The sequence below is a fragment of the Aeromonas sp. 55A genome (genome assembly GCF_051919665.1).
Classification (GTDB): domain Bacteria; phylum Pseudomonadota; class Gammaproteobacteria; order Enterobacterales; family Aeromonadaceae; genus Aeromonas; species Aeromonas veronii.
Window position 1 is genome coordinate 781074 of sequence record NZ_JBQBEH010000008.1, and the last position, 26506, is coordinate 807579.

Sequence of the window (26506 nt, forward strand, 5' to 3'; positions counted from 1 at the left end):
GGCTTACTCCTTGCTTGTGTCGTTACCGATGGCAAGGGCTTGCCAGTGCGGAAAGTGCTTGCGCACCAGCGCGTTGAGCTCGATCTCAAACTCGCTGTAGTGCCCTTTTACCGCTTTGGCGGCCAAGCCTTCCACTATCATGCCGGCGCCGACGGTGACGTTGGTCAGCCGGTCGATCAGGATAAAACTGCCGGTATCACGGATCTCCTGATACGGGTCGAACGCCACCGGGTCGGTGAGGCTCAGCTCGCACAGGCCGATCTCGTTGAGCTTGAGCTCGCTGGCGGGCAGTTCGTCCAGCTTGTTGATCTCGATGCGGTGACGGATGGCCTCCACCTGACCGCGACTCTTCTTGGTCGCCAGCTTGACGTCGTAGACCCGGCCCGGTTGCAGGGACTCCTCTCCCATCCAGACGATATGGGCCAGCACATTCTGGGTCACTTGCGGCTGCTTGGCGGCATCCACCAGCAAGTCGCCGCGGCTGATATCGATCTCGTCGGCGAAGGTGACCGTGATGGACTGACCCGGCAGGGCGTACTCCAGATCCCCGTCGAAGGTGACGATGCGGGTCACTGTGCTCTCCTTGCCGGACGGCAGCACCGCCAGCTTGTCGCCCACCCGCAGGATGCCGGAAGCGAGCGTGCCCGCGAAGCCGCGAAAATCGAGGTTGGGGCGGTTAACATACTGCACCGGCAGGCGCACCGGATGACGCTCCAGCTCGCGCTCCACTTCGGCAGACTCCAGCAGAGCCAGCAGGGTTTCGCCTTCGTACCAGGCCAGCTTGTCGCTTTGGTTGACCACATTGTCGCCGTCCAGCGCCGAGACCGGCACGATATGGATGGTGTCGACGCTGAGCTTCTTGGCGAATTCGCGGTAATCGGCGCTGATGCGCTCGAACACCTCTTGGCTGAACTCCACCAGATCCATCTTGTTGACCGCCACCACGAACTGCTTGATGCCGAGCAGACTCGCGATAAAGCTGTGGCGGCGGGTCTGATCCAGCACCCCTTTGCGGGCGTCTATCAGGATGATGGCCAGATCGCAGGTGGAGGCGCCGGTGGCCATGTTGCGGGTGTACTGCTCGTGGCCCGGGGTATCCGAGATGATAAATTTGCGCTTGGCGGTGGAGAAATAGCGGTAGGCCACGTCGATGGTGATGCCCTGCTCGCGCTCTGCCTGCAGGCCGTCTACCAGCAGTGCCAGGTCCAGCTTCTCGCCGGTGGTGCCGAGCTTCTGGCTGTCGGACTCCAGCGCTTTGAGCTGATCTTCATAGATCTGCTGGGAGTCGTGCAGCAGGCGACCGATAAGGGTGCTCTTGCCGTCATCCACGCTGCCGCAGGTGAGAAAACGCAGCAGACTCTTGTGCTGCTGGGCGTGCAGATAGGCTTCGATGCCCTGTTCGGTGATGGCGGTCTGAATATGGCTGTTCATGCTGACGACTCCTTAGAAATATCCCTGACGCTTCTTCTGCTCCATGGAGCCGGCCTGATCGTGGTCAATCAGCCGCCCTTGCCGCTCGCTCGAGGTGGTGAGCAGCATCTCTTCAATAATTTCCGGCAAGGTGGTGGCATCGGATTCGATGGCCCCGGTCAGCGGGTAGCAGCCGAGGGTGCGGAAGCGCACCAGCTCCTGCTTCACCTCATCCTCGGCGGTGAGCGGCATGCGCTCGTCATCCACCATGATCTTGATGCCGTTGCGCTCCACCACCGGGCGCATGGCCGCGAAGTAGAGCGGCACTATGTCGATGTTCTCGAGATAGATGTATTGCCAGATATCCAGCTCGGTCCAGTTGGAGAGCGGGAATACCCGGATGCTCTCCCCCTTGTTGACCTGGCTGTTGTAAACGCGCCACAGCTCCGGGCGCTGGTTCTTCGGATCCCAGCGGTGGGACTTGTCACGGAAGGAGTAGACCCGCTCCTTGGCGCGGGACTTCTCTTCATCGCGACGGGCGCCACCGAAGGCGGCGTCGAAGCCGTATTTGTTGAGCGCCTGCTTGAGCCCCTCGGTCTTCATGATGTCGGTGTGCTTGCCACTGCCGTGCACGAAGGGGTTGATGCCCATGGCGAGCCCTTCCGGGTTCTTGTGGACGATCAGATCCAGCCCGTATTTTTTGGCGGTCTCGTCGCGGAACTTGATCATCTCCTTGAACTTCCAGTCGGTATCGACGTGAAGCAAGGGGAACGGGATCTTGCCCGGATAGAAGGCCTTGCGGGCCAGATGCAGCATGACGGAGGAGTCCTTGCCGATGGAGTACATCATCACCGGGTTTTCAAATTCGGCAGCCACCTCGCGGATGATATGGATGCTCTCGGCTTCCAGCTGCTGCAAGTGGGTCAATCTTTCACGGTCCATGTTGGTCCTCGGGTCATTGCTTATGCGCCTGCTCGGGGCGCTGGGTGGTTCAGTGCGCGGCCGCGCTGGCAACCGCATCAAATATCTCTTTCCGGGTCAGGCCAGCTGCACCAGCTTGAGGTCGCAGCCATCGAGATCCGGGTTAGCGCGCTGCTGCTCGCCGCCCTGCTCTCCAAACCAGGCCAGCCGCTCGCGCAGGGCGACCACTTCGCCGATGACGATAAGCGACGGGCTCACCGCCTGTTTGGCCAGCTCGGCCAAGTCGGCCAGCGTGCCGGTCAGCACCCGCTGACGGGATGTGGTGCCACGCTCGATGATGGCGATGGGGGTGGCTTGGCTTCGGCCGTGATCCACCAACTGCTGCTGGATATGCTCGGAGCGCATCAGCCCCATGTAGATGACCAGGGTCTGACTGGTGGCGGCGAGCTGCTGCCAGTCGGGCTCCTTGCCCTCTTTTTGGCAGTGGCCGGTAATAAAGACGGCGCTCTGGGCGTAATCACGGTGAGTGAGCGGAATACCGGCATAGGCGGTGGCACCGGCGGCGGCCGTGATGCCGGGCACCACAGAGAAGGGGATTCCTTCGTCGGCCAGCACTTCCAACTCCTCGCCACCCCGGCCAAACATAAAGGGATCGCCCCCTTTCAGCCGCACCACCCGGTTGCCCGCCTTGGCGTATTCCACCAGCAGGCGATTGGTCTCCTCCTGCGGCACGCTGTGGGCGCCCGCCTTCTTGCCGACCGACACCAGGGTGGCGTCGCGACGCACCAGATCGAGGATCTCGGCGGAGACCAGCTGGTCGTAGAGCACCACTTCAGCCTGTTGAATCTGTTGCAGCGCCTTGAGGGTCAAGAGGCCCGGATCACCGGGGCCCGCGCCGACCAGCACCACTTCGCCCACTTCGCTTTTCGCCTGATCGAGTCCATCACTCAGCCACTGCTCGGCACCTTGCCAATCCTCTTTTTCAATCAGGCTGGCGAGGGTGTTGGAGGCAAAGGCGCGCTCCCAGAAGCGACGACGATCGGAAATCGAGGAGAGCACCCGCTTGGCCTTGTCACGGACCCGACCGGAGAGCTCGGTCAGCCCGCCAAGATGGCGCGGCAGCAGGCTCTCCAGCCGTTCGCGCAGCAGGCGCACCAGCACCGGCGCTTTGCCGCCGCTGGAGACCGCCACCATCAGCGGCGAGCGATCAATGATCGAGGGGAAGATAAAGCTGGAGCGTTTGGGGTCATCCACCACATTGACGAACAGACCCAGCTGGTTGGCACTTTGATAAACCAGTGCGTTGACTTCGAGGTTGTCGGTCGCCGCCACCACCAAAATCTGGCCTGCCAGATGGGCCGGGCTGAAACGCTCCGCCAGATGGGTGAAACGACCGGTGAATTCCGCAAATTCCGGTTCAAGCTCCGGGGAGACCAGGGTCAGCCGGGCACCGGCTGCCAGCAGCAGGCGCGCCTTGCGCAGGGCAACCTCGCCCCCGCCCACCAGCAGTACCGGGCGGCCTTCCAACTTGGCAAACATAGGTAAATAATCCATTTCGGCCCATCCCTCGGAACACGACTAATATGGGGCGACTATAGGCAGGGCAGCTTATCCCTCAAAATAATAAAAAATGCTTTTTAATGCGTTTTAGTAATTAACAAAGCCAATTCATGACAAAGGCGTACGAAGTCACTTGTGGTACCTGACGCCAGACCATAGGCTAGGGACTGTGTTTCATAAGGAGCTAAATGATGAATGAATCATTGATTGTGCTAGGGATTTTCGTGTTCCTGGTGCTCGCCACCCTGAGCGCGGGCATCAAGATAGTGCCCCAGGGCTACAACTGGACGGTGGAGCGCTTCGGCCGCTACACCCGCACCCTGACCCCGGGTCTTAACCTGTTGATCCCCTACGTGGATCGGGTCGGCCACAAGATCATCATGATGGAGCAGGTGCTGGATATCCCGGCACAAGAGGTCATCTCCCGCGACAACGCCAACGTCACCATCGACGCCATCAGCTTTGTGCAGGTGGTGGATGCCCGCAAAGCGGGTTATGAGGTCAACGATCTCACCAGCGCCATCCGCAATCTCACCATGACCAATATGCGCACCGTGCTCGGTGCCATGGAGCTGGACGAGATGCTCTCCCAGCGCGACACCATCAACGAGAAGCTGCTGCGCACCATGGATGCCGCCACCGCCCCCTGGGGTATCAAGGTGACCCGCATCGAGATTAAAGATGTGCGCCCGCCGCTGGCACTGGTCGAGGCGATGAACGCCCAGATGAAGGCCGAGCGCCAGAAACGGGCCGAGGTACTGGAAGCCGAAGGGGTGCGCCAGTCCAAGATCCTGAAAGCGGAAGGCGAGAAGCAGTCCCAGATCCTCAAAGCCGAAGGCGAGCGTCAGGCCGCCTTCCTCGCCGCCGAAGCGCGAGAGCGGGCTGCCGAGGCGGAAGCCAAGGCGACTCATATGGTTTCCCAGGCGATTGCGGAAGGGGACCTGCAGGCCATCAACTACTTCGTGGCTCAGAAATATACCGAGGCACTAGCCCGCATCGGTGAAGGCCCCAACAGCAAGATCATCATGATGCCGCTGGAAGCGGGCAGCCTGATTGGCTCTGTGGCTGGCATGGCCGAGCTGTTCAACAAAGATGGCAAGGGCAGCAAGTCATGACAGCCCTGTTAGAGGGGCTGACCCACTGGCACTGGTTGGGGCTCGGCTTCATTCTGCTGGCCATCGAGGTGCTCGGCTCGGTGGGATTTTTGCTCTGGACCGGCATCGCCGCGCTGGAAGTGGGGCTACTGCTGCTGATCTGGCCCTTTGGCTGGCAGGCGCAGTTGCTGCTGTTTGCGGTGCAATCCCTGCTCACCACCTGGGCCTGGTGGCGCTGGCAGCACCAGCGTGACAACTCGGGTCAGGATGCCGCCAGCACCATCAACGAGCGGATGCAGAGCTATATGGGCCGCGAGCTGACCCTGCTGGATGATGTCGCCCAAGGCACCAGTCGGGTGCATCTGGACGATACGGTCTGGACGGTGCGCTGCGACGAGTCGCTGCCTGCGGGCAGCAAGGTCAGGGTGGTGGGAGCCGACTCCCACATCCTGCTGGTTGAACCCCGCAACTGACGCAACTCTGCCATCGAGCCATAAAAAAGCCCGCGATCGCTCGCGGGCTTTTGTCTCTCTGGCTGCCACTCAGGTACGCAGCCGATCGAGCTGACTGGCCAGCGCCGTGGCAGCTTGCTCCAGCGCCTCGCTCAGTTGATGGCTGGAGGTGGCCTCCTGCCCGATCACGTTGGCGGTATCACCAATCCGCATCAAATTCTTGTTGATATCGTCACTGACAGCACTCTGCTGCTCGGCGGCGGTAGCCACCTGACTGATGTGGTCGTGGATCTGCTGGATCTGGGCCACCACCCGATTGAGCGCCTCGAACGCCTGCTCGGTGCCCTGCACCGTGGTGGTGGAGCGCTCGATGCCGGTATTCATCAAACGCTGACTGCTGCTCACCTCGGTCTGCAAACTGCCAATCAGCTGGCCGATCTCGTCGGTCGATTCACGGGTCTTGGTCGCCAGCGCCCGCACCTCGTCCGCCACCACTGCAAAGCCGCGGCCCATGTCCCCTGCCCGCGCCGCTTCGATGGCGGCGTTGAGGGCCAGCAGGTTGGTCTGCTCGGCAATGGCGCGGATCACATCGAGGATCCGGCTGATATTGGTGCTGCGCTGGGCCACCAGCGCCACCGCTTTATCCGCCTCATGCATATCGCCGACCAGAGTATGGATCTCGTTGCGAGCATTGCTGAGGGTCTGCTGGGCGGTATTGATGTGGTGGGTCGCCGCTTCCGACTCCTGCGCCGCCTGCTCGGCATAACCCGCCACGCTGACTGCCGTGGTGCTCATCTGATGCATGGCGCTCACCACGCTCTCCAGCTCCAGATTCTGCTCGTCCAGGCTACTGCGCATGGTGTCGGCGGTATGTTTCATCTCCCGCGCCTGCTGGTAGACCTGCTGACCAATCCCCTTGCTCATTTGCACCATGCCCCGCAGCTTGCCGAGGAAGGCATTGAGCTGAGAACCCAGATCGATCAGCTCCTGATGGGTGTCGATCTCCATCTGCTGGGTCAGGTCACCCTCGTTGCTGGAGAGATGGCCCACATGGCGGCTGATAAGAGAAAGTGGCGCTGTGATGGTCTGGATAAACCAGACCAGTAAGCCCAGCACCAGCAAAGTGATCCCGCCCATCGCGATGATCTGCTGCCGCTGGCCATCCACCAGCAGGGTGCCCAGTTCATTGCTGATGGCGTGCGCCTTGCTCAGCGCCAGCGCCTTGGGCACCTTGATCATCAACCACCACTGGGTATTGGTTGCCTCAACCCGGATGGGCTGATGAAGAATAAAGTCACTGTCGCTGCTGACCGGCTGACCGTCAGGCAGGGTCAGGCCCACCTCCTTGAGTGGACGGCCCAGCTTGTCGGCATAGCGGTTGCTGCCCACAATCAGCCCCATCTTGCTGACCAGGGTCACATCCGCCTTGTTGTCATAGAGGCTCTTTCCAAGGTTTTCAGCCAGTTGCTGGAAGATGGGCAGGTTCATATCCACCCCGGCCAGCCCGACAAACTTGCCGTCACGCAGCACGGGCACCGTCAGACTGGTCATCAGCATCTTGTTGCCCGGGCTGATTTCGTAGAGGTAGGGCTCCATCAGGCAGGGCTGGCGGGTATCGCGGCCACAGAGATACCACTCGCTGTTGCGAATGCCAAACTCGTTGAGGGAGGTATCAAACTTGGCCTCGCTGGCAGCGGCGTCCACCGCTTGCTGGGCGACGGCGCCTCCCTGATCCTTGGTGAAATAGACCTCCAGACTCCCCTTGCCTGCCACCGAGTGGCTGGCTCCGCCCAGCCAGTTGCCATCCTCGCCATCATAGCCATCCGGTTCAAACTGGGCATAAATGGAGCTGATCCCGCTCGCCTGCTGCAAGCTGCTGCCGAGCAAGTACTCCACTTGGGGCCGCGACAAGCGCAGTTCCGGCTTGGCCATCCCGGCTTCAATCTGGGCGGTCACGGTCAGGGGGATCTGATAGGAGTTCTGCATCAGCGAGGCAATCTGGATGGCATAGCGCTCTGCCTGATATTGCAGGCTGCGGGAGACCTCCTCTTCCAGTGCATCGCTGGTCTGGGTCATCACCATGTTGCGAAGGGAGCTGAAAGAGGCCGATTGCAACAGGGTCATGGCCAGCCCGGTCAGCAGAAAGAGCCCCATGGTAAGGCACAACAACTTGAACTTGAGGGAACGTTGCTTCATGCGACAACTCCTTATGGCAGAATAACAACGAATTACTTGAGTATATTCGCCCACTTGCGCTTCACCCGATTTGTTGATGGGTTTGTGGCAGGCTTCTGGTTATAATTTTTGCCTTCCCGAGCGTTGATGGAACAGTCGCAATGAGCAATGCACTGAGCAGTGTCCCGCCGGTAGTCGCGATGGACTACCCCTTTCCGGCCAAACCTCTTCCCCTGAGTGCCGAGCAGAGAACGACCTTGACCACAGAAATCAAGGCGCTGCTCAAGGAGCGCAAGGCGGTACTGGTTGCCCACTACTACACGGATCCCGAGATCCAGGCGCTGGCCGAAGCCACCGGCGGTTTCGTCGGTGACTCGCTGGAGATGGCCCGCTTTGGTCGCGATCACGAGGCGCAGACCCTGATCGTCGCCGGGGTACGTTTCATGGGCGAGACCTCCAAGATCCTGAGCCCCCACAAGCGGGTGCTGATGCCGACTCTGGAGGCCGAATGCTCCCTCGATCTGGGCTGTCCCATCGAACAGTTCTCCGCCTTCTGCGATGCCAATCCCGACCATACCGTGGTGGTCTATGCCAATACCTCGGCCGCCGTCAAAGCACGGGCTGACTGGGTGGTGACCTCCAGCATCGCGCTCGAGATCGTCGAGCACCTCGACAGTCTGGGTCACAAGATCATCTGGGGCCCGGATCGCCATCTGGGTGCCTACATCGAGAAGAAGACCGGGGCGCAGATGCTGCGCTGGCAGGGCCACTGCATCGTCCACGACGAGTTCAAGGCCCGCGCCCTGCGCGAGCTGAAAGAGCAGAATCCGGACGCCGCCGTGCTGGTTCATCCGGAATCCCCCGCCTCGGTGATCGAGCTAGCCGATGCGGTGGGCTCCACCAGCCAGCTGATCAAAGCGGCCAAGGAGCTGCCCCAGCAGAAGCTGATCGTGGCGACCGATCGGGGCATCTTCTACAAGATGCAGCAGGCCTGTCCGGAGAAAGAGATGGTGGAAGCACCGACCGGTGGCGATGGCGCTACCTGCCGCAGTTGCGCTCACTGCCCCTGGATGGCGATGAACGGTCTGGTGGCGATCAAGGAAGCGCTCACCGACGGTGCCGAGCACCACGAGATCCATGTCGACGAAGATCTGCGGGTCAAAGCCTTGATCCCCCTCGATCGGATGCTCAATTTCGCCGCCGAACTCAAGCTCAAGACCCAGGGCAACGCCTGATTGCCACCGTCACGAGATGCAAAGAGGGCTCCCGCGGGAGCCCTCTTTATTTATCTGAACCTAATCCAACTCAGATGATTACGGTGGAGAGGCTGTGCTCTTCATCCGGTGCGACGGTCACACCCGCCTCGCCAGCGATGGCTGCTTCGACGCAGAGCATGGTGCGATAGCCATCGTCGCTCATGTCGGCCATGGCGGTGGCCCCTTCCAGCCAGGGGGTCCAGACCACCACGCTGTCGTGGTTGCCGCTCACTACCCGGGTCTCGCGCTCACCATCCTGCACGCTCACCATCGCCTCTGGCTGCCAGTAGACCCGATCCAGCGGCCCGCTCAGGGTCAATGCACCCTGCTGCTTGGCATCCTGTCCGGTCAGCTTGTCGGCATAGGGCTCGCCCAGACCGCTCACGCTCACCGCCTCCGGGGCGCTGATCTGCAAATAGGTGTGCAGCGCACCGCTATAGGTCAACGGCTGAGCACCTGTGTTGCGAGTGGTCAGCACCAGCGAAAGCTCTTTGCCCACCAGCACGTCCAGTTCCAGCTCGAAGGAGTGATCCCACAGGGCACGGGTTGCGTCGCTGTCGCGCAGGGAGAGATGAACAAGCGTGCCGTCAGCGTGATCGGAGACCCCGTCCAGCATCCAGAGGGTGGTACGGGCAAAACCGTGGGAGGGCTTGCCGCTACCGACGCGGGCGGGCGCCGGGCCAAACCAGGGCCAGCAGATCGGGATACCACCGCGAACAGGCTTGCTGCCATCCAGCACCGCCTTGTCACTCAGCCAGATGGAGGCCGGCTCGCCATGACGCTGATAGCTCAGCACATGGGCGCCAAACAGGCTGATTTCTGCCTTGGCATAGTCGTTGTTGATGGTGAGAACCGGCAGACCGGCGGCATTGTTGGCAAGCTTGCAATTGGCTGTCAGGGGACGAATGGATTGCATGTGGACTCCTGTCATCAGGGGAAACCGAAAAACAAAAAGGCGGCCAATGGCCGCCTTTTTCAAGCTACGCGATTGCGCATCCCAAATTACTTGGAGATGTGAGCAATCAGGTCCAGAACTTTGCTGGAGTAGCCCATTTCGTTGTCGTACCAGGATACAACTTTAACGAATTTGTCGTTCAGCTGGATACCAGCCTTGGCGTCGAATACGGAGGTCTGACGCTCACCCAGGAAGTCGGTAGATACAACTTCGTCTTCGGTGTAGCCCAGAACGCCTTTCATAGCGCCTTCGGAAGCAGCTTTCATCGCTTCGCAGATTTCTGCGTAGGTAGCAGCTTTCTTCAGGTTAACGGTCAGGTCAACAACAGACACGTCCGGAGTCGGAACACGGAAAGCCATACCAGTCAGCAGGCCTTTCAGTTCCGGAATAACTACGCCAACAGCTTTGGCAGCACCGGTAGAGGACGGGATGATGTTCTGAGCCGCACCGCGGCCACCGCGCCAGTCTTTGGCAGACGGACCATCAACGGTCTTCTGGGTAGCAGTGGTAGCGTGAACGGTGGTCATCAGGCCAGACTCGATACCGAAGGTATCGTTCAGAACCTTGGCGATCGGGGCCAGGCAGTTGGTGGTGCAGGAAGCGTTGGAAACGATGTCCTGGCCAGCGTAGGTAGAGTCGTTAACACCCATTACGAACATCGGGGTAGCGTCTTTGGACGGGCCAGTCAGAACAACTTTCTTGGCACCAGCAGCGATGTGCTTACGAGCAGTCTCGTCGGTCAGGAACAGACCGGTAGCTTCAGCAACAACGTCAACACCGATTTCGCCCCACTTCAGGTTGGCCGGGTCACGCTCAGCGGTAACACGTACGGTTTTGCCGTTTACAACCAGGTTGCCGTCTTTAACTTCAACGGTACCGTTGAAACGACCGTGAGTTGAATCGTACTTCAGCATGTAAGCCATGTAGTCAACATCGATCAGGTCGTTGATACCAACAACTTCGATGTCTGCACGCTCGCAAGCCAGACGGAATACGAAACGACCGATACGGCCAAAACCGTTAATACCTACTTTGATAGTCATATTTAGTTACCTAACTGTTCAGTAGTCAAAGAAAATTCCGCTTGTAAATTTACTAGAACTCTCCGGTGAGTCAACCAACATTCTGTCTGAAATTGCGCTATATCATGAAAAACTGTGAAATTAATTTTCTGTTTATGTAACTGATTACCACGTTTTGACGAAAAAAGTGCCAGATCGTGGCATCGCGCAGATATCAACAATAGTGCCTACTCGGTCACACAACCGTTCACAGAGATATGTAAAAATGTGCGCGGTTTAGCATGGCCCATAGAGCCACTGTTCAAGTACCACCCCATAAAAATCAAACAAAATAGTATAGATAGAATCCACAGCGGGAATTCTCAAACTATGACCACCCTGATTGAACAGCTGGCTGCCGCAAAAGGTATCGCCAGCGAGTATGTCGATGCCTGGGGCCACCCGGCCCAGGTATCAGAAGAGAGCAAGGCCGCCATGCTGGGCGCCATGGGCTACCGCGTCGATGACGAGGCCGCACTGGTGCAGCAGCTGGAAGAGGAACATCGTCAGCACTGGCTGCGGGCGCTGGATCCTGTGATGGTGGTTCGCACCGGCGACGCAGTTACCCTTGAGGTTCGCCTCCCCATCGAATTCGTCAACGACGCCCTCACCTGGCAGCTCCAGCAGGAGCAGGGTGCAGTGCTGTCCGGTCAATTCACCCCCATCGAGGGTGAGCTGGTCGGCGTGGCCGAATTTGAAGAGATGGAGTGCCAGGCCTATCGTGTCACGCTGGATATGGCCCCGGAGCTGGGTTATCACCAGCTGGTGTTGCTGGAAGAGGGCAATGACGAACCGCTGGCCACCATGCGCCTCATTGTCGCCCCCAAGGCCTGCTACAAACAGGCGCCGATTGCCGATGGCCGCAAGGTATGGGGCCCGAGCGTGCAGCTCTACTGCCTGCGCAGCCGCCACAACTGGGGTATCGGTGATTTCAGCGATTTGGGCCAGCTGGTTGAGAAAGCCGCCGCCTGGGGTGCCCACTTCGTCGGCCTCAACCCTATCCACGCCCTCTATCCGGCCAATCCGGAGAGCGCCAGTCCCTATAGCCCCTCTTCCCGTCGCTGGCTCAACGTGGCCTATATCAATGTGGAAGCGGTGCCCGAATTCCAGCAGAGCGATCGCCTGAAAGTGGAAGTGGCAAGTCCTGCCTTCCAGCAACATCTGGCCGATCTGCGCGCCAAGGAGAATGTCGATTACACCGGCGTGATCCAGACCAAACTCGGCATGCTGCGTCAAGTGTTCGACGAAGCCACCCTGAGCGCCGAGCGTCAGGCCGCCTTTGATGCCTTCGTGGCCGCCGGTGGCGACAGCCTGCAACAGCAGGCAGCATTTGATGCCCTGCAGGCCCACTTCTATGCCAAAGGCGAAAATGCCTGGGGCTGGCCGGTATGGCCGCAGGAGCTGCGCGATTACCACAACCCTGCCGTTGCAGCCTGGATGGCCGAGCACCCGCAAGATGTCAACTTCTACCTCTATCTGCAGTTCCTGGCTGATGAGCAATTGGCGCAAGCCGATGCCCGTGCCAAGGCTGCCGGCATGGTGATGGGGATCTACCGGGATCTGGCAGTTGGCGTCTCCGAAGGCTCCACCGAGATCTGGGCCAACCAAGATCTCTACTGCCCGAAAGCCTCGGTCGGTGCGCCGCCCGATATCCTCGGCCCGCTCGGTCAGAACTGGGGCCTGCCCCCGATGAACCCGAACAAGCTGTTTGAAGCGGCCTATCAGCCGATGGTGGACTTGTTCCGTGCCAACATGCGCTCCTGTGGCGCACTGCGTATCGACCACGTGATGGCCTTGCTGCGCCTGTGGTGGGTACCGCCCGGAGCGTCCGCCGCCAAGGGCGCCTACATCTACTATCCGGTCAACGATCTGCTGGGCATTCTGGCCTTAGAATCCCACCGCAATCAGTGCCTGCTGATCGGCGAGGATCTGGGCACCGTGCCGGAGGGGATCGACGTGACCCTGAAAGAGAACGGCGTCCACTCCTACAAGGTGTTCTTCTTCGAGCGCTCCAAGGAAGATGGCGGCTTTATCTCCCCGGCGCACTACACCGAGCAGGCGATGTCGGCCCTGACCACCCACGACATGCCGACCCTCAAGGGCTTCTGGCACTGCGACGATCTGGCGCTCGGCCGTCAACTGGGTCTGTATCCGGATGAAGATGTATTGAAGACTCTGTATGCTGATCGTCACCAGGCCAAACAGCGGATCCTCGACAGCTTGCATGCCCACAAGGTCATCTCTGACAACATCAGTCATGACGTGAACTGGGTCGGCATGAACACCGAACTCAACCACGGTCTGCAGATCCACATGTCCCGCGGCAGCTGCGCCCTGTTCAGTACCCAGCTGGAAGACTGGCTGGAGATGGACAAGCCGGTCAACGTACCGGGCACCAGTTACGAATACCCCAACTGGCGCCGCAAGCTTTCCGCTGATCTGGAAGATATTTTTGCCAATGAGGCACTCAAGGCACTGGCTGGCAAGATGAGCCAAGCCCGTGATGAGGCCAGTCGTTGAGACGCTGTCTCCCACAGCGCTCTCACCTAAATCCACTCCGGCTTCGGCCGGAGTGGATGCTCTGTCATGAAAGGAAATCTCGATGCTCGTTGAACGTTTGGTTGCTGCCCGCTGTTCCGATCCCTTCTCTCACTTAGGCCTGCAGGCCAATCCGGATGGGCCCGGCCTCAAACTGACCGCCTGGTTGCCTGATGCCCTCGAAGTCCGCGTCAAGGATCTCAAGTCGGGCAAAGTCGTTGCCACCCTGGCGCCCACCGATGAATCGGGTCTTTTTGAAACTGTTTTCACCCGCCGCAAAAACTCCCTCCCCTATCAGCTGATCGCCAGCTACCAAGATGCCACCACCGAGGTCATCGACCCCTATCAGTTTCAGGATGCCGCCTGGGCAGGCCTGGCCGAACTGACAGCCCAGCCGGAAAACCTCTATCACACCCTTGGCGCCCAGCTGCGCACCGTGGAGCATCTTGGCCAGCAGGTGGAAGGGGTGCGTTTTGCGGTCTATGCGCCGAGCGCCACCGCCGTGAGCCTCATCGGCGATTTCAACTTCTGGGATGGCCGCCGCCACCCGATGCAGCGCAGCCTCTGCGGTCACTGGGTGCTGTTTGTGCCGGGCCTCAAAGCCGGGGATCGCTACAAGTTCGAGCTCAAGGACCCCATGGGCAACCGGCTGCCCCACAAGAGCGATCCGGTCGGCTTTTACTGCGAGCAGTATCCGTCGTTCGCCTCCGTGGTCTATGACCACGCCCAGTACCAGTGGCAGGATGCCGAGTGGATTGCCAGCCAGCACAACGACAAGCGCGAGCAGCCGCTCTCCATCTATGAGCTGCATGTCGGCTCCTGGAAACGCCACCCCAATGGCGACAGCCTGAGCTGGCGCGAACTGGCGGTGGAGCTGGTCGCCTACGTCAAGGAGATGGAGTACACCCACATCGAGCTGCTGCCGGTCTCCGAGCACCCCTTCAGCGGCTCCTGGGGCTACCAGCCGGTGGGTATGTTCTCCCCCACCAGCCGCTACGGCAGCGCCGATGATTTCAAATACTTCGTCGACCAGTGCCACCAGGCCGGGATCGGCATCATTCTGGACTGGGTGCCCGCCCACTTCCCGTCCGATGCCCACGGACTGGCCCGTTTCGACGGCACCCCGCTCTACGAATATGAAGATCCGCGCCGTGGCTGGCACCCGGACTGGAACTCATACATCTACGACTTTGGCCGCGACACCGTGCGCCAGTTCCTGGTGGCGAGCGCCCTGTTCTGGCTCGACAAGTTCCACATCGACGGACTGCGGGTGGATGCGGTCGCCTCCATGCTCTATCTGGACTACTCCCGCAACGCCGGTGAGTGGGTACCGAACGTCGATGGCGGCAACCACAACTACGAGGCGATCAGCCTGCTCAAGTGGACCAACGAGGAGGTCTACGGCAAGTATCCCCACGCCATGACCATAGCCGAAGAGTCCACCGCCTTTGCCGGTGTCTCCCGCCCCACTTTCCTCGGCGGCCTCGGCTTTGGTTTCAAGTGGAATATGGGTTGGATGCACGACACCCTCACCTACATGCAGAAAGAACCGATCCACCGTCGCTACCACCACAACGACATGACCTTCTCCATGGTTTACCACTATGACGAGAACTTCATCCTGTCGCTCTCCCACGACGAGGTGGTGCACGGCAAGCACTCCATGCTCTACAAGATGCCGGGGGACGAGTGGCAGCAAGCCGCCAACCTGCGCGCCTACATGGGCTTCATGTACGCCCACCCGGGCAAGAAGCTCAACTTCATGGGCACCGAAATCGCTCAGAGCAACGAGTGGAACCACGACGCCCAGCTGCCATGGCATCTGCTGCAATATCCCAAGCATGCCGGTCAGCAGCGGCTGATCCACGATCTCAACCACCTCTACCGTCATGAGCCTGCCTTGTATCAGGCCGATTATGAGCAGACCGGCTTCCGCTGGCTGGATCACAACGATGCCGACAACAGCATCTTTGCCTGGCTGCGGGCGGACAAAGAGGGCAAGCAGACTATTGTGGTGGCTTGCAACTTCACCCCGGTGCCCCGTCTCGAATATCGGATCGGCGTCCCAGCTGGGGGCCACTATCGGGTGGTGCTCAACACCGACAGCGAGTATTACTGGGGCAGTAACTATGATGTAGGTCTGGTGTTCGCTGCCGAGCCGACCCCCTGGCAGGGGATGGCACACAGCATAGTGCTGGATCTGCCGCCGCTGGCGACCTTGTTTATCAAACAGGAGTCTTGATGCTTGTAATGGAAAAAGGGGTGGGCCACCCGCTGGGGGCCCGCCTTGACGAGAACGGTTGCCACTTCTGCGTTTGGGCCCCCCAGTCGGACAAGGTGGAGATCTGCCTGTACGACGAGCAGGAGCAGGAGCTGATGCGGCTGGAGTTGCCCGGCCGCCGTGGCCAATATCGCTTTGGCTACGTGCGCGGTGTAAAGGCCGGTCAGCGCTACGGCTATCGGGTCTATGGCACCCCGCAGGAGGGGATGCTGTTCGATCCGCAAAAACTGCTGATTGACCCCTACGCCAGGGCGCTCAGCCGTCCCACCTACTGGGATGAAGCCCTCTATCAGGGGGACAGTGCCGGGATGATTGCCAAGTCGGTGGTGGTGGATGACAGTTTTGACTGGCAAGGGGTTGGCAAACCCGGGATCAGTCCGGCCCGCACCATTATCTACGAGACACACGTCAAGGGCTTTACCAAGCAGCACCCGGGGATCCCCAAAGCGCTGCAGGGCACCTACCTTGGCATCAGTCACCCGCTGGTCATCGAGCACATGAAGAGCCTCGGCATCACCTCGGTGCAGCTGATGCCGGTGGCCGCCTTCATGTCGGAACCGCGACTGGAGCAGCTGGGACTGACCAACTACTGGGGCTACAACCCCATCGCCTTCTTCGCCCCGGAGCCGCGTTACAGCACCCGAGCAGACGAGGCGGTGACCGAGTTCAAGACCATGGTACGCGAGCTGCACCGGGCCGGGCTCGAGGTGATCCTGGATGTGGTCTACAACCACACTGCCGCCTCTGGCTTCGACGGCCCCACCCTCTCGTTCAAGGGCTTTGACAACGCCGGTTACTACGCCTTCGAAGCGGGCCCCCACGGCCCCGACTACACCCGTCACGCCAACGTGACCGGTTGTGGCAACAGCGTCAATCTGGATCACCCCAACACCCTGCGGCTGGTGCTCGATGCCTTGCGCTACTGGGTCACCGAGATGCAGGTGGACGGCTTCCGTTTCGATCTGGCGGTGACGCTGGCGCGGGAAGCGGGGGAGTTCGAGCCCATGGGCGCCTTCTTCAAGGCAGTGATGGCCGACCCAGTGCTGTCACAGGTCAAGCTCATCGCCGAACCCTGGGATATCGGCCCATTTGGCTACCGGCTGGGTCAATTCCCGAGCCAGTGGCAGGAGATCAACGACCGCTACCGCGATACGGTGCGCGCCTTCTGGCGCGGTGATGCGGGCAAGATGGGGGACTTTGCCACCCGCTTGGTAGGCTCGCGGGATATTTTCCCGAAGAACTGGCGCTCCCCCCACACCAGCGTCAACTACCTCTGCTATCACGACGGTTTCACCCTGGAGGATCTGGTCTCCTACAACCAGCGCCACAATCAGGCCAATGGTGAAGACAATCGGGACGGCCACGGCAACAACCTCTCCTATAACCACGGGGTAGAGGGGCCGACCCTGGATCCGCGGGTCAACAGCCTGCGCCAGCAGCAGAAGCGCAATCTGATTGCCACCCTGCTGCTCTCCCAAGGCACTCCCCACTTCCTCGCCGGGGACGAGATGGGCCGCAGCCAGCTTGGCAACAACAACGCCTACTGCCAGGACAACCAGATCAGCTGGGTCAACTGGCAGTGGCGGCCGGAGGATGAGCGGCTGTTCGCCTTCACCCAGCAGATGATGGCGCTGCGGGCGGAGTCCTGCGTCTTCTCCAACCTGCAACTGAGCGACGATAGCTGGAATGGCACCCCGTCCAGCTGCCATCAGGTCAACTGGTATCACCCGGACGGCCACCAGCTCACCGATCAGGATTGGCACGCCCCCATGGGGCAGGCGTTCGCCATGGATATCGGCATGATCAACTGTGTCGGCGAGCGCTGGTACGTGCTGTTCAACGCCAGCGATTATGACATCCAGTTCCGCCTGCCACCGCCGGGAGAAGGGCTGGAGTGGATCCAGACCATCGACACCGCCACCAACGATGGGCTGCCCTTCCTGCCGGATGACATCAAACGGCAGGTAGCGGTCGGCCGGGCCCACTCCCTCAAACTGCTGGAGCGGGTGGCGCTGGCCAGCACGGCGGAGGATGCCCAGCCACCGCAGCAGGAAATTCTACCTGCATCCGGTGAGGAGATGGTTGCCACCTCGATCACAGATACAGGCAAAGCATAAGAGGCATGCTGGAGTCAGCTTTACGGAGCCGCTATGCTGGGCTCCGGTATGGATGGCAAGGAGTCGGTATGAGCAGTAACAATCCGGAACAGTGGCGCAGCAAACTGACCGCAGAGCAGTTTCACGTCTGCTGGGAAAAGGGCACCGAGCGCCCCTACAGCGGCGCCCTGCTCCACAATCGCAAGAGCGGCGACTACCTCTGTGTCTGCTGCAAGAGCGTGCTGTTTCACTCAGGAGCCAAGTTTGATTCCGGCTGCGGCTGGCCCTCGTTCGACAAGGCCATCGAGGGGACGGTGGAGTACACCGAGGACAACAGCCACGGCATGAAGCGAGTGGAGATCACCTGCCGCCAGTGCGGCTCTCACCTCGGTCACGTCTTCCCCGACGGACCGACCGAGACAGGCCAGCGCTACTGCGTCAACAGCCTGAGTCTGGATTTCGATCCCGACGCTTAAGCGGCTGACCCATTGCAATAAAAACGGCGCCTCCATCACGGAGGCGCCGTTTTTTATCGGGATTCCACCGCATTCACGCCAGCAGGATAGCAGCCATCACCAGCAGGGCCGCAATGGCCGGTATCGGCAGCTTCACCACCCGCAGCAGATAGAAGCTGATAACCGCCAGCGCCAGATCGGTCGGCGCCAGCACCGCGCTCTGCCACACCGGCTGATAGAGCGCCGCCAGCAACAAGCCCACCACGGCGGCATTGATGCCGGTGACGGCCCCCGCCAGACGGGGCTGGGCCAGCCACTGTTGCCAGCAGGGGCCCACCGCCCAGAGCAGCAGAAAGCCGGGTGCAAAGAGCGCAAGGGTCGCCAACAGGGCCCCGATCAGCGGCATCTCGGGCTGCAACTGGGCGCCAAGATAGGTGGCAAGGGTAAACATGGGGCCCGGCACCAACTGAGCCAGGCTGTAACCGGTCAGAAACTGCTGCTCGTTGAGAGTGTGGCCCACGCTCTCTTGCAGCAGCGGCAGCACCACATGGCCACCGCCAAACACCAGACTACCGGCGCGATAGAAGTCGGCAACCAGCTGGCCAATCGGGCTAGCGAGCAGCGGCAGACCGATAAAAAGGACGCCAAACAGCAGCAGGGTCGGCCAATGAGGCTGACTGCTGGCGGCAGAAGGCTGCTCGGCGGAGGCTGGCACACTACCCGCCCCGCGCTGGCTGCGGGCGCAGATCAGCGCAGCTCCCGCCAGCATCAACAGTTGAGTCATCAGACCGGGCTGCCACCAGAGTGCAGCAGCGGTCACCACCATGATCCCTTGGGTCATTCCCGTGGCACAGAACTGACGACTCATGGTGAGCACCGCATCGGCCACCACGATGAGCGCCAGCAGCTTGAGGCCATGCAGCGCCGCATCGAGCCACAAATTGCTGCCCAGCTGGCCGATGCCGATCGCGGCCGCCAGTAGCAGAAGAAATGAGGGCAGCGTGAAGCCAAGAAAAGCTGAGAGCGCCCCGCTCAGACCGGCGCGATGACGACCGATGGCGAAACCAAGCTGGCTGGAGGCGGGCCCCGGCAGCAGTTGGCACAGCGCCAGCAAGCGGGCAAATTCGGCCTGTGTCAGCCAGCCGAGCCGCTGTACAAAGGTGCGCTGGAAATAGCCGATATGAGCGGCCGGGCCGCCAAAACTGATGCATCCCAGCCATAAAAACTGAATAAATACCTGTCCCACGCTCTTCTCCCTCATCCCTCTTCTCCCGATGGAGAGGAGATATTATGACAGCACGATGATCGTTTTATGACAATCAGACTGATTCGGCCGACACCATGGGCACATCACCCGGCAGATAGCAGCGTCCCGCCAGCCAGCAGGCGATGGACTGACGGCTGGCGTCGAAATGGGGCTCGGGCAACGCGCGCGGATCGCACCAGACCCAGCCTTCGCACTTCTCCGGCTCCAGCAGTTGCGGCTCACCATCGGCCTTAGCGTGCAGCGTCACCGAGATATAGTGCAACCCGCTCTCGCGCCAGGTCTCCAGATTGTTGGTCACCGCCACGACCTCGGGCCCGTGGATCTCCAGTCCGGTCTCCTCGGCTACCTCGCGGATCGCCGCTGACTCGAAGCTCTCCCCCAACTCCAGATGACCACCCGGGATCGACCAGTAGGGGGCATGGCTCCCTTTGCGTTTGCCAAGCAGCACCTGGCCTTGGGCGTTGGTCAGGATGACGCCGACCCCGACGCGGGGATAGAGAGTGGACATGAAAACGCTCCTTCAATCAGGCAATAAAACGGCCCCACCATAGGCCCAAGGAGGGTACAGGGCAAGCCCCGGCTGCACGGCACCTGCGCCTGTTGGTGGCCCCTCCCCTTGCCCCTTAACCGGTTATCACTGATGCTGGGGAGTGAAGCCCGGATGGAGAGGTCATCCCCATCCTCTCCGTCCCCCATCACCCCGAGGAGTCCGCCATGAAAAAATTGCTCCCCCTGTGCGCCCTGCTGCTCACGGCTTGCCAAACCACGCCGCCCCCCAGCTCGCTCGCCATCGATGATGCCGACGCCTGGCAGGCCATTTGCAAAGATGGCACCCGGGTTCGCGCCGTGGTGGCAGAGGGGATCTGTGGGGATCATCGCGGGGTAGCTATGTGGACGAATAAGCCAAGAGCTGAACGGATGGCAGAAGAAGCCGCCAAATAGTGTGATCCAGGCACCATAAAATGACACTACCGGCCAATTGGTCGGATTTTTTCGCGATCTCGCCAGCACTTTGCCACCTTGTTCATGGTGCGCTCAGTTTTCTGTTCCCATACTGGCCCTACAGTTCCAAAAGAGGAGAGACAAGATGCAAACATCCATCGTCGGGCTCTCCATTCTGTGGGGGCTAGCCAGTTTTGGTGTTCAGGGGGATTTCATCGAGAGCCGTGATTCCGTTGCGCCATCCTGGCAAGCCGAGTCCAGAGTGGAGATGGAAGGTTATCTGATTGAATCGCTTGGCGAAGATCGCTGGCTGTTCGACAACGGCAGCGAGAGCCTGCTGGTCTCCCTGCCCGAGGGGCAGTGGGTGCCGACCGGCGAGCGGCTGCGGGTCAGCGGCGAACCGCAGCAGGAGCAGAGCGGCTGGCTGCTGCAGGTGGCAGACATCAGCCAGGTCAGCGTCTGACCACGGCAGTCGCCCCGTCACCGCGACAGCGAATCCAGACCCGATAACCACGACCGAATAACCAAGAGCGAATAGCAAAAGAGGAGGCCACTGGCCTCCTCTTTCTGTTTCGATAAGCGGTTTGCGCAGCCTCACCCCAGATGGTTGAGCGGCAGCGCCGTCTTGTGCTTGATGCGGCGCAGCACGAAGCTGGAGCGCACTCCGGTCACCCCCGGAATATGGGTCAGCTTGTCCAGCAGGAAATGCTGATAGTGCTCCATGTCGCGCACCACTACCTTGAGCTGGTAGTCGGCATCGTTACCGGTGATGAGGTCACACTCCAGCACTTCGGGCAACTCGCTGATGGCGCGATCGAAGTTTTCGAACCGCTCCGGCGTATGTCTGTCCATGGAAATGTGAATGTAGGCGGTGAGGGTGAGGCCAAGCTGGCGGGCGTTGAGCAGAGTAACGTGGGTGTCGATGAGACCGGCATCCTCCAGCGCCTTGACCCGGCGGGAGCAGGGGGACGGCGAGAGCCCGACCAGCTCGGCCAGTTCCAGATTGCTGATGCGGCCATTCTCCTGCATCAGCTCGAGAATATGTCTGTCTATGCGATCAAGTTTCAGCATTTACCCTTCCTCGTTGCAATGACTAATCCACTTTTCCTAGATTAAGGGTGAACTATTGCAAAAACAACCGAAATGAGTGGTTACTTTGCAACCACTCACCGGCACGGGAGGGATACTATGGTTACATCTTCCGGTGGCAAAGCAGATACCTGACCGGGTCTCTGCGGTGAAGGACCTTACCGGGTCAAGAGCCCCATCAGCCGTCTTACCTTATCAGGAAGCGACGGGCTGGAACGAGAGAACCCCCTCCCCGAAGGCAACAAAGCAGGCATCCCGGCGCCTGCTTTGTTGTTTTTGGGCGTTTGACGAAATCAGAGCGCGGGCGGCGTGATGCGATAGAGACAGCGATGCGCCCCCTCCAGCAGATATTGCTCCCGTTCCACCGTCGCTGGCGCCAGCAGCTGGCGAAACAGCGCCAGTTCGCTGCGACAAAAACCGCGGCAGCTGCGTGCCGCCGCACAGATGGGGCAGTGGCTCTCCCACAGCAGCCAGCTACCATCCTCTTCGCGGCGGATCTCCGCCATGTAGCCCTCGCGAGTGCGCAGCTCCCTGAGCGCCGCCAGCCGGCCAGAGAGGCCATGGGACCCCAGCGCCTCCTGATAGCGAGCAAGCATCTGCTGCTCCCGCTGCTGGATCAGCCGTTCCATCCCCTCCTCGCCAAACAGCTCGCGCACGTTGTCGATCAACTGCACGGTCAGATCGCTATGGCTATCGGGGAAGCGCTGCCAGGCCTGCTCGGTGAGCTGCCACAGCCGCACGGGACGACCGCGCCCGCGCGCCTCGTCGCTGAATGTGACCCACCCCTCCTGCTCCAGTGCGAGCAGGTGCTGGCGGGCGCCCATGGAGGTCATCTGCAACTGCTCCCCCAGCGCGGCGGCGCTCTGCGGGCCATGGCTCTTGAGCAGAAACAGGATCTTGTCGGTGCTTGCGTTCATGCTCTCATTATGGGGTGCGCCCTTTATTAAATCAATAATTCACTTTACTTAATCCCATCTATGAATCAGCATAAATAAACCAATAACTTTATTTAATGGGTGCAACATGGAGAAACACGGGCACAAAAATCCCCTCTGGGTGCTGGTCATGACGGTCACGCTGGCAGTTGCAGGTTTCAGTCTCCCCTCCCCGGTGTTGGCACCTTTGCTGCTGGATCCGGCCCACGGCATGCTGACGCCGGAAGCCTCCGACTGGAGCCGCAAGGTGTGGCTGGGGGTCATCATGGGGCTCTATCCGCTGTTCCAGCTGGTGGGCAGCCCCTGGCTCGGTCGCCTCTCCGACCGCTATGGCCGCAAGCCACTGCTGTTGCTCTCGCTGGCGGGGGTACTGGCAGGCTATGCCCTGATGGCACTCGGTATCGCCTGGCGCTCCCTCCCCCTGTTGCTGCTCAGCCGGATTGTGGAGGGGCTGTGCAACGGCAACATCGCCATCGTGCAGGCGATGGCGGCGGATCTCGCCGGCAAGGAGCACAAGGCGCGCAGCTTCGCCTGGATCAACATCGGTATGAATCTGGGCTGGGTCGTGGGGCCGATGATCGGGGGCTACGCCGCGGTGATCTCGGGGGATTACAGTCTGGCCGCCTGGCTGGCCGTCGCGATGACCCTGCTCAACCTGCTGCTGGTGCTCTGGCTGATCCCCTATCGTCCGCCGGTGGCGGCCGCCCGGCAGGCCGCGACCCTCTCCAGCCGCCAGTTGCTGCTGCAACCAGCCCTGCTGCCCTACTTCGCACTTACCCTGATCAGCTATGGCGCCGTGCAGCTCTATTTCACCTACTTCAATATCTGGCTGGTGGAGCGGCTGTCCTTGGATCCGGCCCAGCTGGCGCAGGCGGCGGTGCTGGTGAGCCTGCCCATGATGGCGGGCTCCTGGCTCGGCTCCCGCATCGCCCGCCACTGGCGCGGCAGCTCCCTCGGCATTGTCGGCCATCTGGTGATGGCGAGCGGCATGCTGCTCTTTATCCTGCCCGTGCACTGGTGGGGACTGGCACTCACCTTCGTTCCCGCTGGCATCGGCATGAGTCTGGGGGAGCTGGCCACTTCGGTGGCGATCTCCAACCGCAGTCACCCGGAGCAGCAGGGGCAGGCGATGGGGCTCTACCGCGCCCTCGCCGTGGGTAGCGAGATCCTGGCGGTGCTGCTCGGCAGTCTGGTGCTGCTGGCCGGTACCGAGTGGCCCTTCTATCTCGCCACCCTCTGCTCCCTTGCCAGTGCCGCCGGTTTCTATCTGCTGCGCCGCCGTGCCGACCGTCGTCAACAGCTGGCCAGCTGCACCTGAGCCACGAAGGGATCACAGTTCGGTGCTTCGGCCGCGGGCAAGGCTTGCATCGGGGCGCCGGGTCTGGGACGGTAAAGCTCTTTACGGATTTGTTCGATGCTGGAGGAGCTATGAGTGAGTACAAGGCCATCGCGCTCGATATGGATGGCACCCTGCTGACCCGTGATCACAAGATCTCGTCGGCCACCCGGGCAGCCCTGGCGCAGGCCCGCGCCCACGGCATCAAGGTGCTGCTGGTCACGGGGCGCCACTACATGACGGCGCGTCCCTTCCACCACGAGCTGGCCCTCGATACCCCCCTCATTTGCAGCAACGGCGCCTATCTCTATGATCCGGTGCAGAACCGGATCCTCAGCGGCGACCCGCTGGCGGCAGCCCCGCTTACCAAGCTACTGGCCGCGATCGAGGCACAGCAGATGGGCGCCCTGTTCCACCTGAGCGAGGGCATTGGCTACATCGGCTGTGAAGAGCATGTCACCCGCATCCGCCACTGGTCGGCCAATCAGCCGGACCACCTCAAGATCGCCCTCCACCCGGTCGAGGAGCTGGCAGGCTGGCTCGACAACCCGGTCTGGAAGCTGGAGCTGTTCAATCAGGATCCGGCGCGCCTGCACACCTTTATGGGCGAGGTGGTCGAGCAGATGCCCTTTACCCGCGACTGGGCGGCCCCCTATGCGGTGGAGCTGGTACAGCCCGGTTGCAGCAAGGGCAACCGGCTGGCCCAGTGGGCAGCCAGCGAAGGGATTGCGATGGAGCAGGTGGTGGCGTTTGGTGACAACAACAACGACATCAGCATGTTCGAGCAAGTTGGGCTGGCGGTGGCCATGAGCAATGCGGCCCCGCAAATCCAGAGCCACGCCCATCGGGTCACGGCCGACCACAACGAAGATGGTATCGCACTGGCGCTGCAGCGCTGGGTTCTGCCCTGAGCTGACAAGATGCAACATGGCCAGCACGCGGGCTGGCCATGAAGAGAGGGATTAACCGCCGAAGGAGAACTGGATCACCCGATCCGGATAACGCAGACGGTTGTACTCCCGGCGCAGGGATTCGTAGTGGCGAATGGCCCGATCGCGCTTGGCGCGGTAGTAGTCGCGCTGTTCCGTGTTGGTTTCGTTACGGATGCTGCGCTCCAGCGTATCGATATCACGCTCGGTACGTTCCAGCTCGTCGCTGATCTCCCGCAGGCGGGCAGCCAGTTTGTACTCTTCGTAGCCACGCTGATACTGTTTGAGGAAGCTGGCGTCATTGGGGCATACCCCCAGATAAGCCTGCCCCTCCTTGCCCTTGCTGTAAGCCAGCTCGGGAATGCAGTAGAGCTCCAGCCCCTTGTCGTAGCCCCGTTTCCACTCGGCTTCATCCACTTTGAGGCCATATTCGCTGCAAGACGAAACGTAATCGCGGGTCGCCTGACGGGTTTTGCCTTCCGATCCATCCTGATAACCCAGGTTGTACCAACTCATGGTGCGGCACTCATCTTCTGACAGGGCACTGCATCCCGCCAGCAATACCGGCAGGGTCAGCAACAGGATTTTGGGGGACATGAACAGACTCCGGAAAAGATAGTGAGCGGCATTCTAGAGAGGATAAAAGGCCATAACAAGGGATGCGATCCCGTGCGGTCTGGCGCGGTTTATTTGATGTTTTTATCACTATTCAACGCCGTGCCAGACGGGCGGCCAACCCGCTTTCCTTGTTATCAGGCGCAAGGTAAACTGCGCCATCTTTTAACTGGCGCGCAACAAAAACAATGAAAGTCCTGACCGTCGATTACCGCTCACCCGATGCGGCCCAACGCTTCACCGAATCCCTGCGAACCACCGGCTTTGGCGTGTTGACCAACCACCCCATTCCGAAAGAGCTGGTGCAGTCCATCTACGACAACTGGTATCGCTTCTTCATGAGCGAGCAGAAGCAGGATTTCCTGTTCAACCGCGAAACCCAGGATGGCTACTTCCCACCCTCGGTCTCCGAGGTGGCCAAGGGCCATAGCCAGAAAGACATCAAGGAGTACTTCCACATCTACCCCTGGGGCCAGATGCCGGCAGAGCTGAAAGAGCAGGCGATGGAGTACTATCGTCTGGCCAACGGTCTGGCCGCCGAGCTGCTGGGCTGGGTGGAGCAGTACACCCCGGCCGATATCGCCGCTCACTACAGCAGCCCCCTCTCCTCGATGATCGAAGAGAGCCAGAAGACCCTGCTGCGGGTGCTGCACTATCCGCCGTTCGATGGCACCGAGGAGCCGGGCGCCATCCGCGCCGCCGCCCACGAAGATATCAACCTGCTCACTATTCTGCCCGCCGCCAACGAGCCGGGGCTGCAGGTGAAGGGTTCCGATGGCGAGTGGATGGACGTGCCGTGCGACTTTGGCACCCTCATCATCAATATCGGCGACATGCTGCAGGAGGCCTCTCGCGGCTACTACCCCTCCACCACTCACCGCGTCATCAACCCGACCGGTGGCAGTGCCGCCAAGTCGCGTATCTCCCTGCCGCTGTTCCTCCATCCGCGGCCCGAGGTGGTGCTCTCCGAGCGTCATACCGCCCACAGCTACCTGATGGAGCGGCTGCGGGAGCTCGGGGTGATCTAGTCCGCCGACGAGCAGTTGTCAGAGACCAAACCGGAGCAATCTCGCTCCGGTTTTTATTTGGCGGCAGGATTGGGCAAAAAACAGAATTAAATTAGCCAATCATGCCAATAA

The 26506-nt window shown here is 60.8% G+C and carries 24 protein-coding genes; 13 read left to right on the top strand and 11 right to left on the bottom strand.

What is annotated here, in order from left to right:
• Positions 1-3: 3 nt before the first annotated feature.
• The 3 genes from cysN to cysG form a co-directional block, all read right to left on the bottom strand.
• Entirely contained in the window at positions 4-1431 is a 1428-nt protein-coding gene (gene cysN / locus ACTG2G_RS07520; protein WP_439985338.1) for a sulfate adenylyltransferase subunit CysN, read from the bottom strand.
• A 12-nt stretch (positions 1432-1443) separates the two neighbouring features.
• Complete coding sequence (cysD, locus tag ACTG2G_RS07525; RefSeq protein WP_320109984.1) at positions 1444-2376, bottom strand: sulfate adenylyltransferase subunit CysD; 933 nt, start codon at positions 2374-2376, stop codon at positions 1444-1446.
• Between the two features lie 72 nt (positions 2377-2448).
• Positions 2449-3885 carry a siroheme synthase CysG gene (cysG, locus tag ACTG2G_RS07530; RefSeq protein ID WP_439985339.1) on the bottom strand — a complete coding sequence of 479 codons (1437 nt, stop codon included), beginning with the start codon at positions 3883-3885 and terminating at the stop codon, positions 2449-2451.
• A 197-nt stretch (positions 3886-4082) separates the two neighbouring features.
• Here cysG and ACTG2G_RS07535 point away from each other — a divergent pair, with 197 nt between their 5' ends.
• Both ACTG2G_RS07535 and ACTG2G_RS07540 read left to right on the top strand, forming a co-directional pair.
• Positions 4083-5006 (top strand): SPFH domain-containing protein, encoded by a 924-nt coding sequence (locus tag ACTG2G_RS07535; RefSeq protein ID WP_005335703.1) that lies wholly within the window; start codon positions 4083-4085, stop codon positions 5004-5006.
• Positions 5003-5458, top strand: coding sequence for an NfeD family protein (locus tag ACTG2G_RS07540; protein WP_005354718.1), 456 nt, complete (start codon positions 5003-5005; stop codon positions 5456-5458). Before ACTG2G_RS07535 ends, ACTG2G_RS07540 begins: the two co-directional genes overlap by 4 nt.
• 69 nt (positions 5459-5527) lie before the next feature.
• Here the strand turns inward: ACTG2G_RS07540 and ACTG2G_RS07545 are convergent, their stop codons facing one another.
• Positions 5528-7633, bottom strand: a complete 2106-nt coding sequence (locus ACTG2G_RS07545) for a methyl-accepting chemotaxis protein (RefSeq protein ID WP_439985340.1) — start codon at positions 7631-7633, stop codon at positions 5528-5530.
• Positions 7634-7773: 140 nt separating this feature from the next.
• Here ACTG2G_RS07545 and nadA point away from each other — a divergent pair, with 140 nt between their 5' ends.
• Positions 7774-8847 carry a quinolinate synthase NadA gene (nadA, locus tag ACTG2G_RS07550; protein ID WP_206901124.1) on the top strand — a complete coding sequence of 358 codons (1074 nt, stop codon included), beginning with the start codon at positions 7774-7776 and terminating at the stop codon, positions 8845-8847.
• Positions 8848-8917: 70 nt separating this feature from the next.
• On the opposite strand, the gene ACTG2G_RS07555 is transcribed toward nadA, so the two are convergent.
• Both ACTG2G_RS07555 and gap read right to left on the bottom strand, forming a co-directional pair.
• Positions 8918-9784 (bottom strand): D-hexose-6-phosphate mutarotase, encoded by an 867-nt coding sequence (locus ACTG2G_RS07555; RefSeq protein WP_439985341.1) that lies wholly within the window; start codon positions 9782-9784, stop codon positions 8918-8920.
• Between the two features lie 86 nt (positions 9785-9870).
• Positions 9871-10866 carry a type I glyceraldehyde-3-phosphate dehydrogenase gene (gene gap / locus ACTG2G_RS07560; RefSeq protein WP_005335708.1) on the bottom strand — a complete coding sequence of 332 codons (996 nt, stop codon included), beginning with the start codon at positions 10864-10866 and terminating at the stop codon, positions 9871-9873.
• Between the two features lie 348 nt (positions 10867-11214).
• Here gap and malQ point away from each other — a divergent pair, with 348 nt between their 5' ends.
• The 4 genes from malQ to msrB all read left to right on the top strand — a co-directional run bounded on the left by malQ (position 11215) and on the right by msrB (position 18275).
• Positions 11215-13404, top strand: a complete 2190-nt coding sequence (gene malQ / locus ACTG2G_RS07565; RefSeq protein ID WP_429205590.1) for a 4-alpha-glucanotransferase — start codon at positions 11215-11217, stop codon at positions 13402-13404.
• An 82-nt stretch (positions 13405-13486) separates the two neighbouring features.
• Positions 13487-15664, top strand: a complete 2178-nt coding sequence (gene glgB / locus ACTG2G_RS07570; protein WP_429205588.1) for a 1,4-alpha-glucan branching protein GlgB — start codon at positions 13487-13489, stop codon at positions 15662-15664.
• Positions 15664-17820: a glycogen debranching protein GlgX gene (gene glgX, locus ACTG2G_RS07575; protein ID WP_005354729.1), complete on the top strand. Its 2157-nt coding sequence runs from the start codon at positions 15664-15666 to the stop codon at positions 17818-17820. Before glgB ends, glgX begins: the two co-directional genes overlap by 1 nt.
• Positions 17821-17888: 68 nt before the next feature.
• A complete protein-coding gene (gene msrB, locus ACTG2G_RS07580; RefSeq protein WP_040068248.1) occupies positions 17889-18275 on the top strand; it encodes a peptide-methionine (R)-S-oxide reductase MsrB in 387 nt (128 codons plus the stop codon).
• Between the two features lie 73 nt (positions 18276-18348).
• On the opposite strand, the gene chrA is transcribed toward msrB, so the two are convergent.
• The gene (gene chrA / locus ACTG2G_RS07585; protein ID WP_439985342.1) at positions 18349-19515 is read right to left on the bottom strand and encodes a chromate efflux transporter; all 1167 of its coding nucleotides are present in this window, start codon (positions 19513-19515) and stop codon (positions 18349-18351) included.
• A gap of 58 nt (positions 19516-19573) precedes the next feature.
• Positions 19574-20029, bottom strand: coding sequence for a nucleotide triphosphate diphosphatase NUDT15 (locus tag ACTG2G_RS07590; RefSeq protein WP_108541616.1), 456 nt, complete (start codon positions 20027-20029; stop codon positions 19574-19576).
• A gap of 206 nt (positions 20030-20235) precedes the next feature.
• Here ACTG2G_RS07590 and ACTG2G_RS07595 point away from each other — a divergent pair, with 206 nt between their 5' ends.
• Positions 20236-20463 carry a hypothetical protein gene (locus ACTG2G_RS07595; protein WP_123172361.1) on the top strand — a complete coding sequence of 76 codons (228 nt, stop codon included), beginning with the start codon at positions 20236-20238 and terminating at the stop codon, positions 20461-20463.
• A 145-nt stretch (positions 20464-20608) separates the two neighbouring features.
• On the top strand, positions 20609-20926 hold the full coding sequence (locus ACTG2G_RS07600; protein WP_252655773.1) for a hypothetical protein: 318 nt from the start codon (positions 20609-20611) through the stop codon (positions 20924-20926).
• Positions 20927-21057: 131 nt separating this feature from the next.
• Here the strand turns inward: ACTG2G_RS07600 and ACTG2G_RS07605 are convergent, their stop codons facing one another.
• Positions 21058-21534, bottom strand: coding sequence for an Lrp/AsnC family transcriptional regulator (locus tag ACTG2G_RS07605; protein ID WP_005304871.1), 477 nt, complete (start codon positions 21532-21534; stop codon positions 21058-21060).
• A gap of 311 nt (positions 21535-21845) precedes the next feature.
• On the bottom strand, positions 21846-22469 hold the full coding sequence (locus ACTG2G_RS07610; RefSeq protein ID WP_252655775.1) for a helix-turn-helix transcriptional regulator: 624 nt from the start codon (positions 22467-22469) through the stop codon (positions 21846-21848).
• Between the two features lie 106 nt (positions 22470-22575).
• On the opposite strand from ACTG2G_RS07610, the gene ACTG2G_RS07615 reads away from it, so the two are divergent.
• Positions 22576-23805, top strand: a complete 1230-nt coding sequence (locus ACTG2G_RS07615; RefSeq protein WP_252655777.1) for an MFS transporter — start codon at positions 22576-22578, stop codon at positions 23803-23805.
• Between the two features lie 110 nt (positions 23806-23915).
• On the top strand, positions 23916-24734 hold the full coding sequence (locus ACTG2G_RS07620; protein WP_439985343.1) for a Cof-type HAD-IIB family hydrolase: 819 nt from the start codon (positions 23916-23918) through the stop codon (positions 24732-24734).
• Between the two features lie 51 nt (positions 24735-24785).
• Here ACTG2G_RS07620 and ACTG2G_RS07625 read toward each other — a convergent pair whose 3' ends face one another.
• Positions 24786-25349, bottom strand: coding sequence for a DUF2799 domain-containing protein (locus ACTG2G_RS07625; protein WP_005362971.1), 564 nt, complete (start codon positions 25347-25349; stop codon positions 24786-24788).
• A 21-nt stretch (positions 25350-25370) separates the two neighbouring features.
• Here ACTG2G_RS07625 and ACTG2G_RS07630 point away from each other — a divergent pair, with 21 nt between their 5' ends.
• Positions 25371-25559, top strand: coding sequence for a hypothetical protein (locus ACTG2G_RS07630; protein ID WP_149152192.1), 189 nt, complete (start codon positions 25371-25373; stop codon positions 25557-25559).
• A complete protein-coding gene (locus ACTG2G_RS07635) occupies positions 25556-26395 on the top strand; it encodes an isopenicillin N synthase family dioxygenase (protein WP_421387003.1) in 840 nt (279 codons plus the stop codon). Before ACTG2G_RS07630 ends, ACTG2G_RS07635 begins: the two co-directional genes overlap by 4 nt.
• Positions 26396-26506: the final 111 nt, after the last annotated feature.

Excerpts from the sequence above, each read along its gene's own strand:
- ACTG2G_RS07610 (WP_252655775.1), bottom strand. The coding sequence starts at position 22,469 with ATGAACGCAAGCACCGACAAGATCCTGTTTCTGCTCAAGAGCCATGGC.
- ACTG2G_RS07605 (WP_005304871.1), bottom strand. The coding sequence starts at position 21,534 with ATGCTGAAACTTGATCGCATAGACAGACATATTCTCGAGCTGATGCAG.
- glgX (WP_005354729.1), top strand. The coding sequence starts at position 15,664 with ATGCTTGTAATGGAAAAAGGGGTGGGCCACCCGCTGGGGGCCCGCCTT.
- ACTG2G_RS07590 (WP_108541616.1), bottom strand. The coding sequence starts at position 20,029 with ATGTCCACTCTCTATCCCCGCGTCGGGGTCGGCGTCATCCTGACCAAC.
- malQ (WP_429205590.1), top strand. The coding sequence starts at position 11,215 with ATGACCACCCTGATTGAACAGCTGGCTGCCGCAAAAGGTATCGCCAGC.
- chrA (WP_439985342.1), bottom strand. The coding sequence starts at position 19,515 with ATGAGGGAGAAGAGCGTGGGACAGGTATTTATTCAGTTTTTATGGCTG.
- glgB (WP_429205588.1), top strand. The coding sequence starts at position 13,487 with ATGCTCGTTGAACGTTTGGTTGCTGCCCGCTGTTCCGATCCCTTCTCT.
- ACTG2G_RS07555 (WP_439985341.1), bottom strand. The coding sequence starts at position 9,784 with ATGCAATCCATTCGTCCCCTGACAGCCAATTGCAAGCTTGCCAACAAT.
- ACTG2G_RS07545 (WP_439985340.1), bottom strand. The coding sequence starts at position 7,633 with ATGAAGCAACGTTCCCTCAAGTTCAAGTTGTTGTGCCTTACCATGGGG.
- ACTG2G_RS07535 (WP_005335703.1), top strand. The coding sequence starts at position 4,083 with ATGAATGAATCATTGATTGTGCTAGGGATTTTCGTGTTCCTGGTGCTC.
- ACTG2G_RS07600 (WP_252655773.1), top strand. The coding sequence starts at position 20,609 with ATGCAAACATCCATCGTCGGGCTCTCCATTCTGTGGGGGCTAGCCAGT.
- nadA (WP_206901124.1), top strand. The coding sequence starts at position 7,774 with ATGAGCAATGCACTGAGCAGTGTCCCGCCGGTAGTCGCGATGGACTAC.
- cysG (WP_439985339.1), bottom strand. The coding sequence starts at position 3,885 with ATGGATTATTTACCTATGTTTGCCAAGTTGGAAGGCCGCCCGGTACTG.
- ACTG2G_RS07625 (WP_005362971.1), bottom strand. The coding sequence starts at position 25,349 with ATGTCCCCCAAAATCCTGTTGCTGACCCTGCCGGTATTGCTGGCGGGA.
- gap (WP_005335708.1), bottom strand. The coding sequence starts at position 10,866 with ATGACTATCAAAGTAGGTATTAACGGTTTTGGCCGTATCGGTCGTTTC.
- cysN (WP_439985338.1), bottom strand. The coding sequence starts at position 1,431 with ATGAACAGCCATATTCAGACCGCCATCACCGAACAGGGCATCGAAGCC.
- ACTG2G_RS07540 (WP_005354718.1), top strand. The coding sequence starts at position 5,003 with ATGACAGCCCTGTTAGAGGGGCTGACCCACTGGCACTGGTTGGGGCTC.
- ACTG2G_RS07620 (WP_439985343.1), top strand. The coding sequence starts at position 23,916 with ATGAGTGAGTACAAGGCCATCGCGCTCGATATGGATGGCACCCTGCTG.
- ACTG2G_RS07635 (WP_421387003.1), top strand. The coding sequence starts at position 25,556 with ATGAAAGTCCTGACCGTCGATTACCGCTCACCCGATGCGGCCCAACGC.
- msrB (WP_040068248.1), top strand. The coding sequence starts at position 17,889 with ATGAGCAGTAACAATCCGGAACAGTGGCGCAGCAAACTGACCGCAGAG.
- ACTG2G_RS07615 (WP_252655777.1), top strand. The coding sequence starts at position 22,576 with ATGGAGAAACACGGGCACAAAAATCCCCTCTGGGTGCTGGTCATGACG.
- ACTG2G_RS07595 (WP_123172361.1), top strand. The coding sequence starts at position 20,236 with ATGAAAAAATTGCTCCCCCTGTGCGCCCTGCTGCTCACGGCTTGCCAA.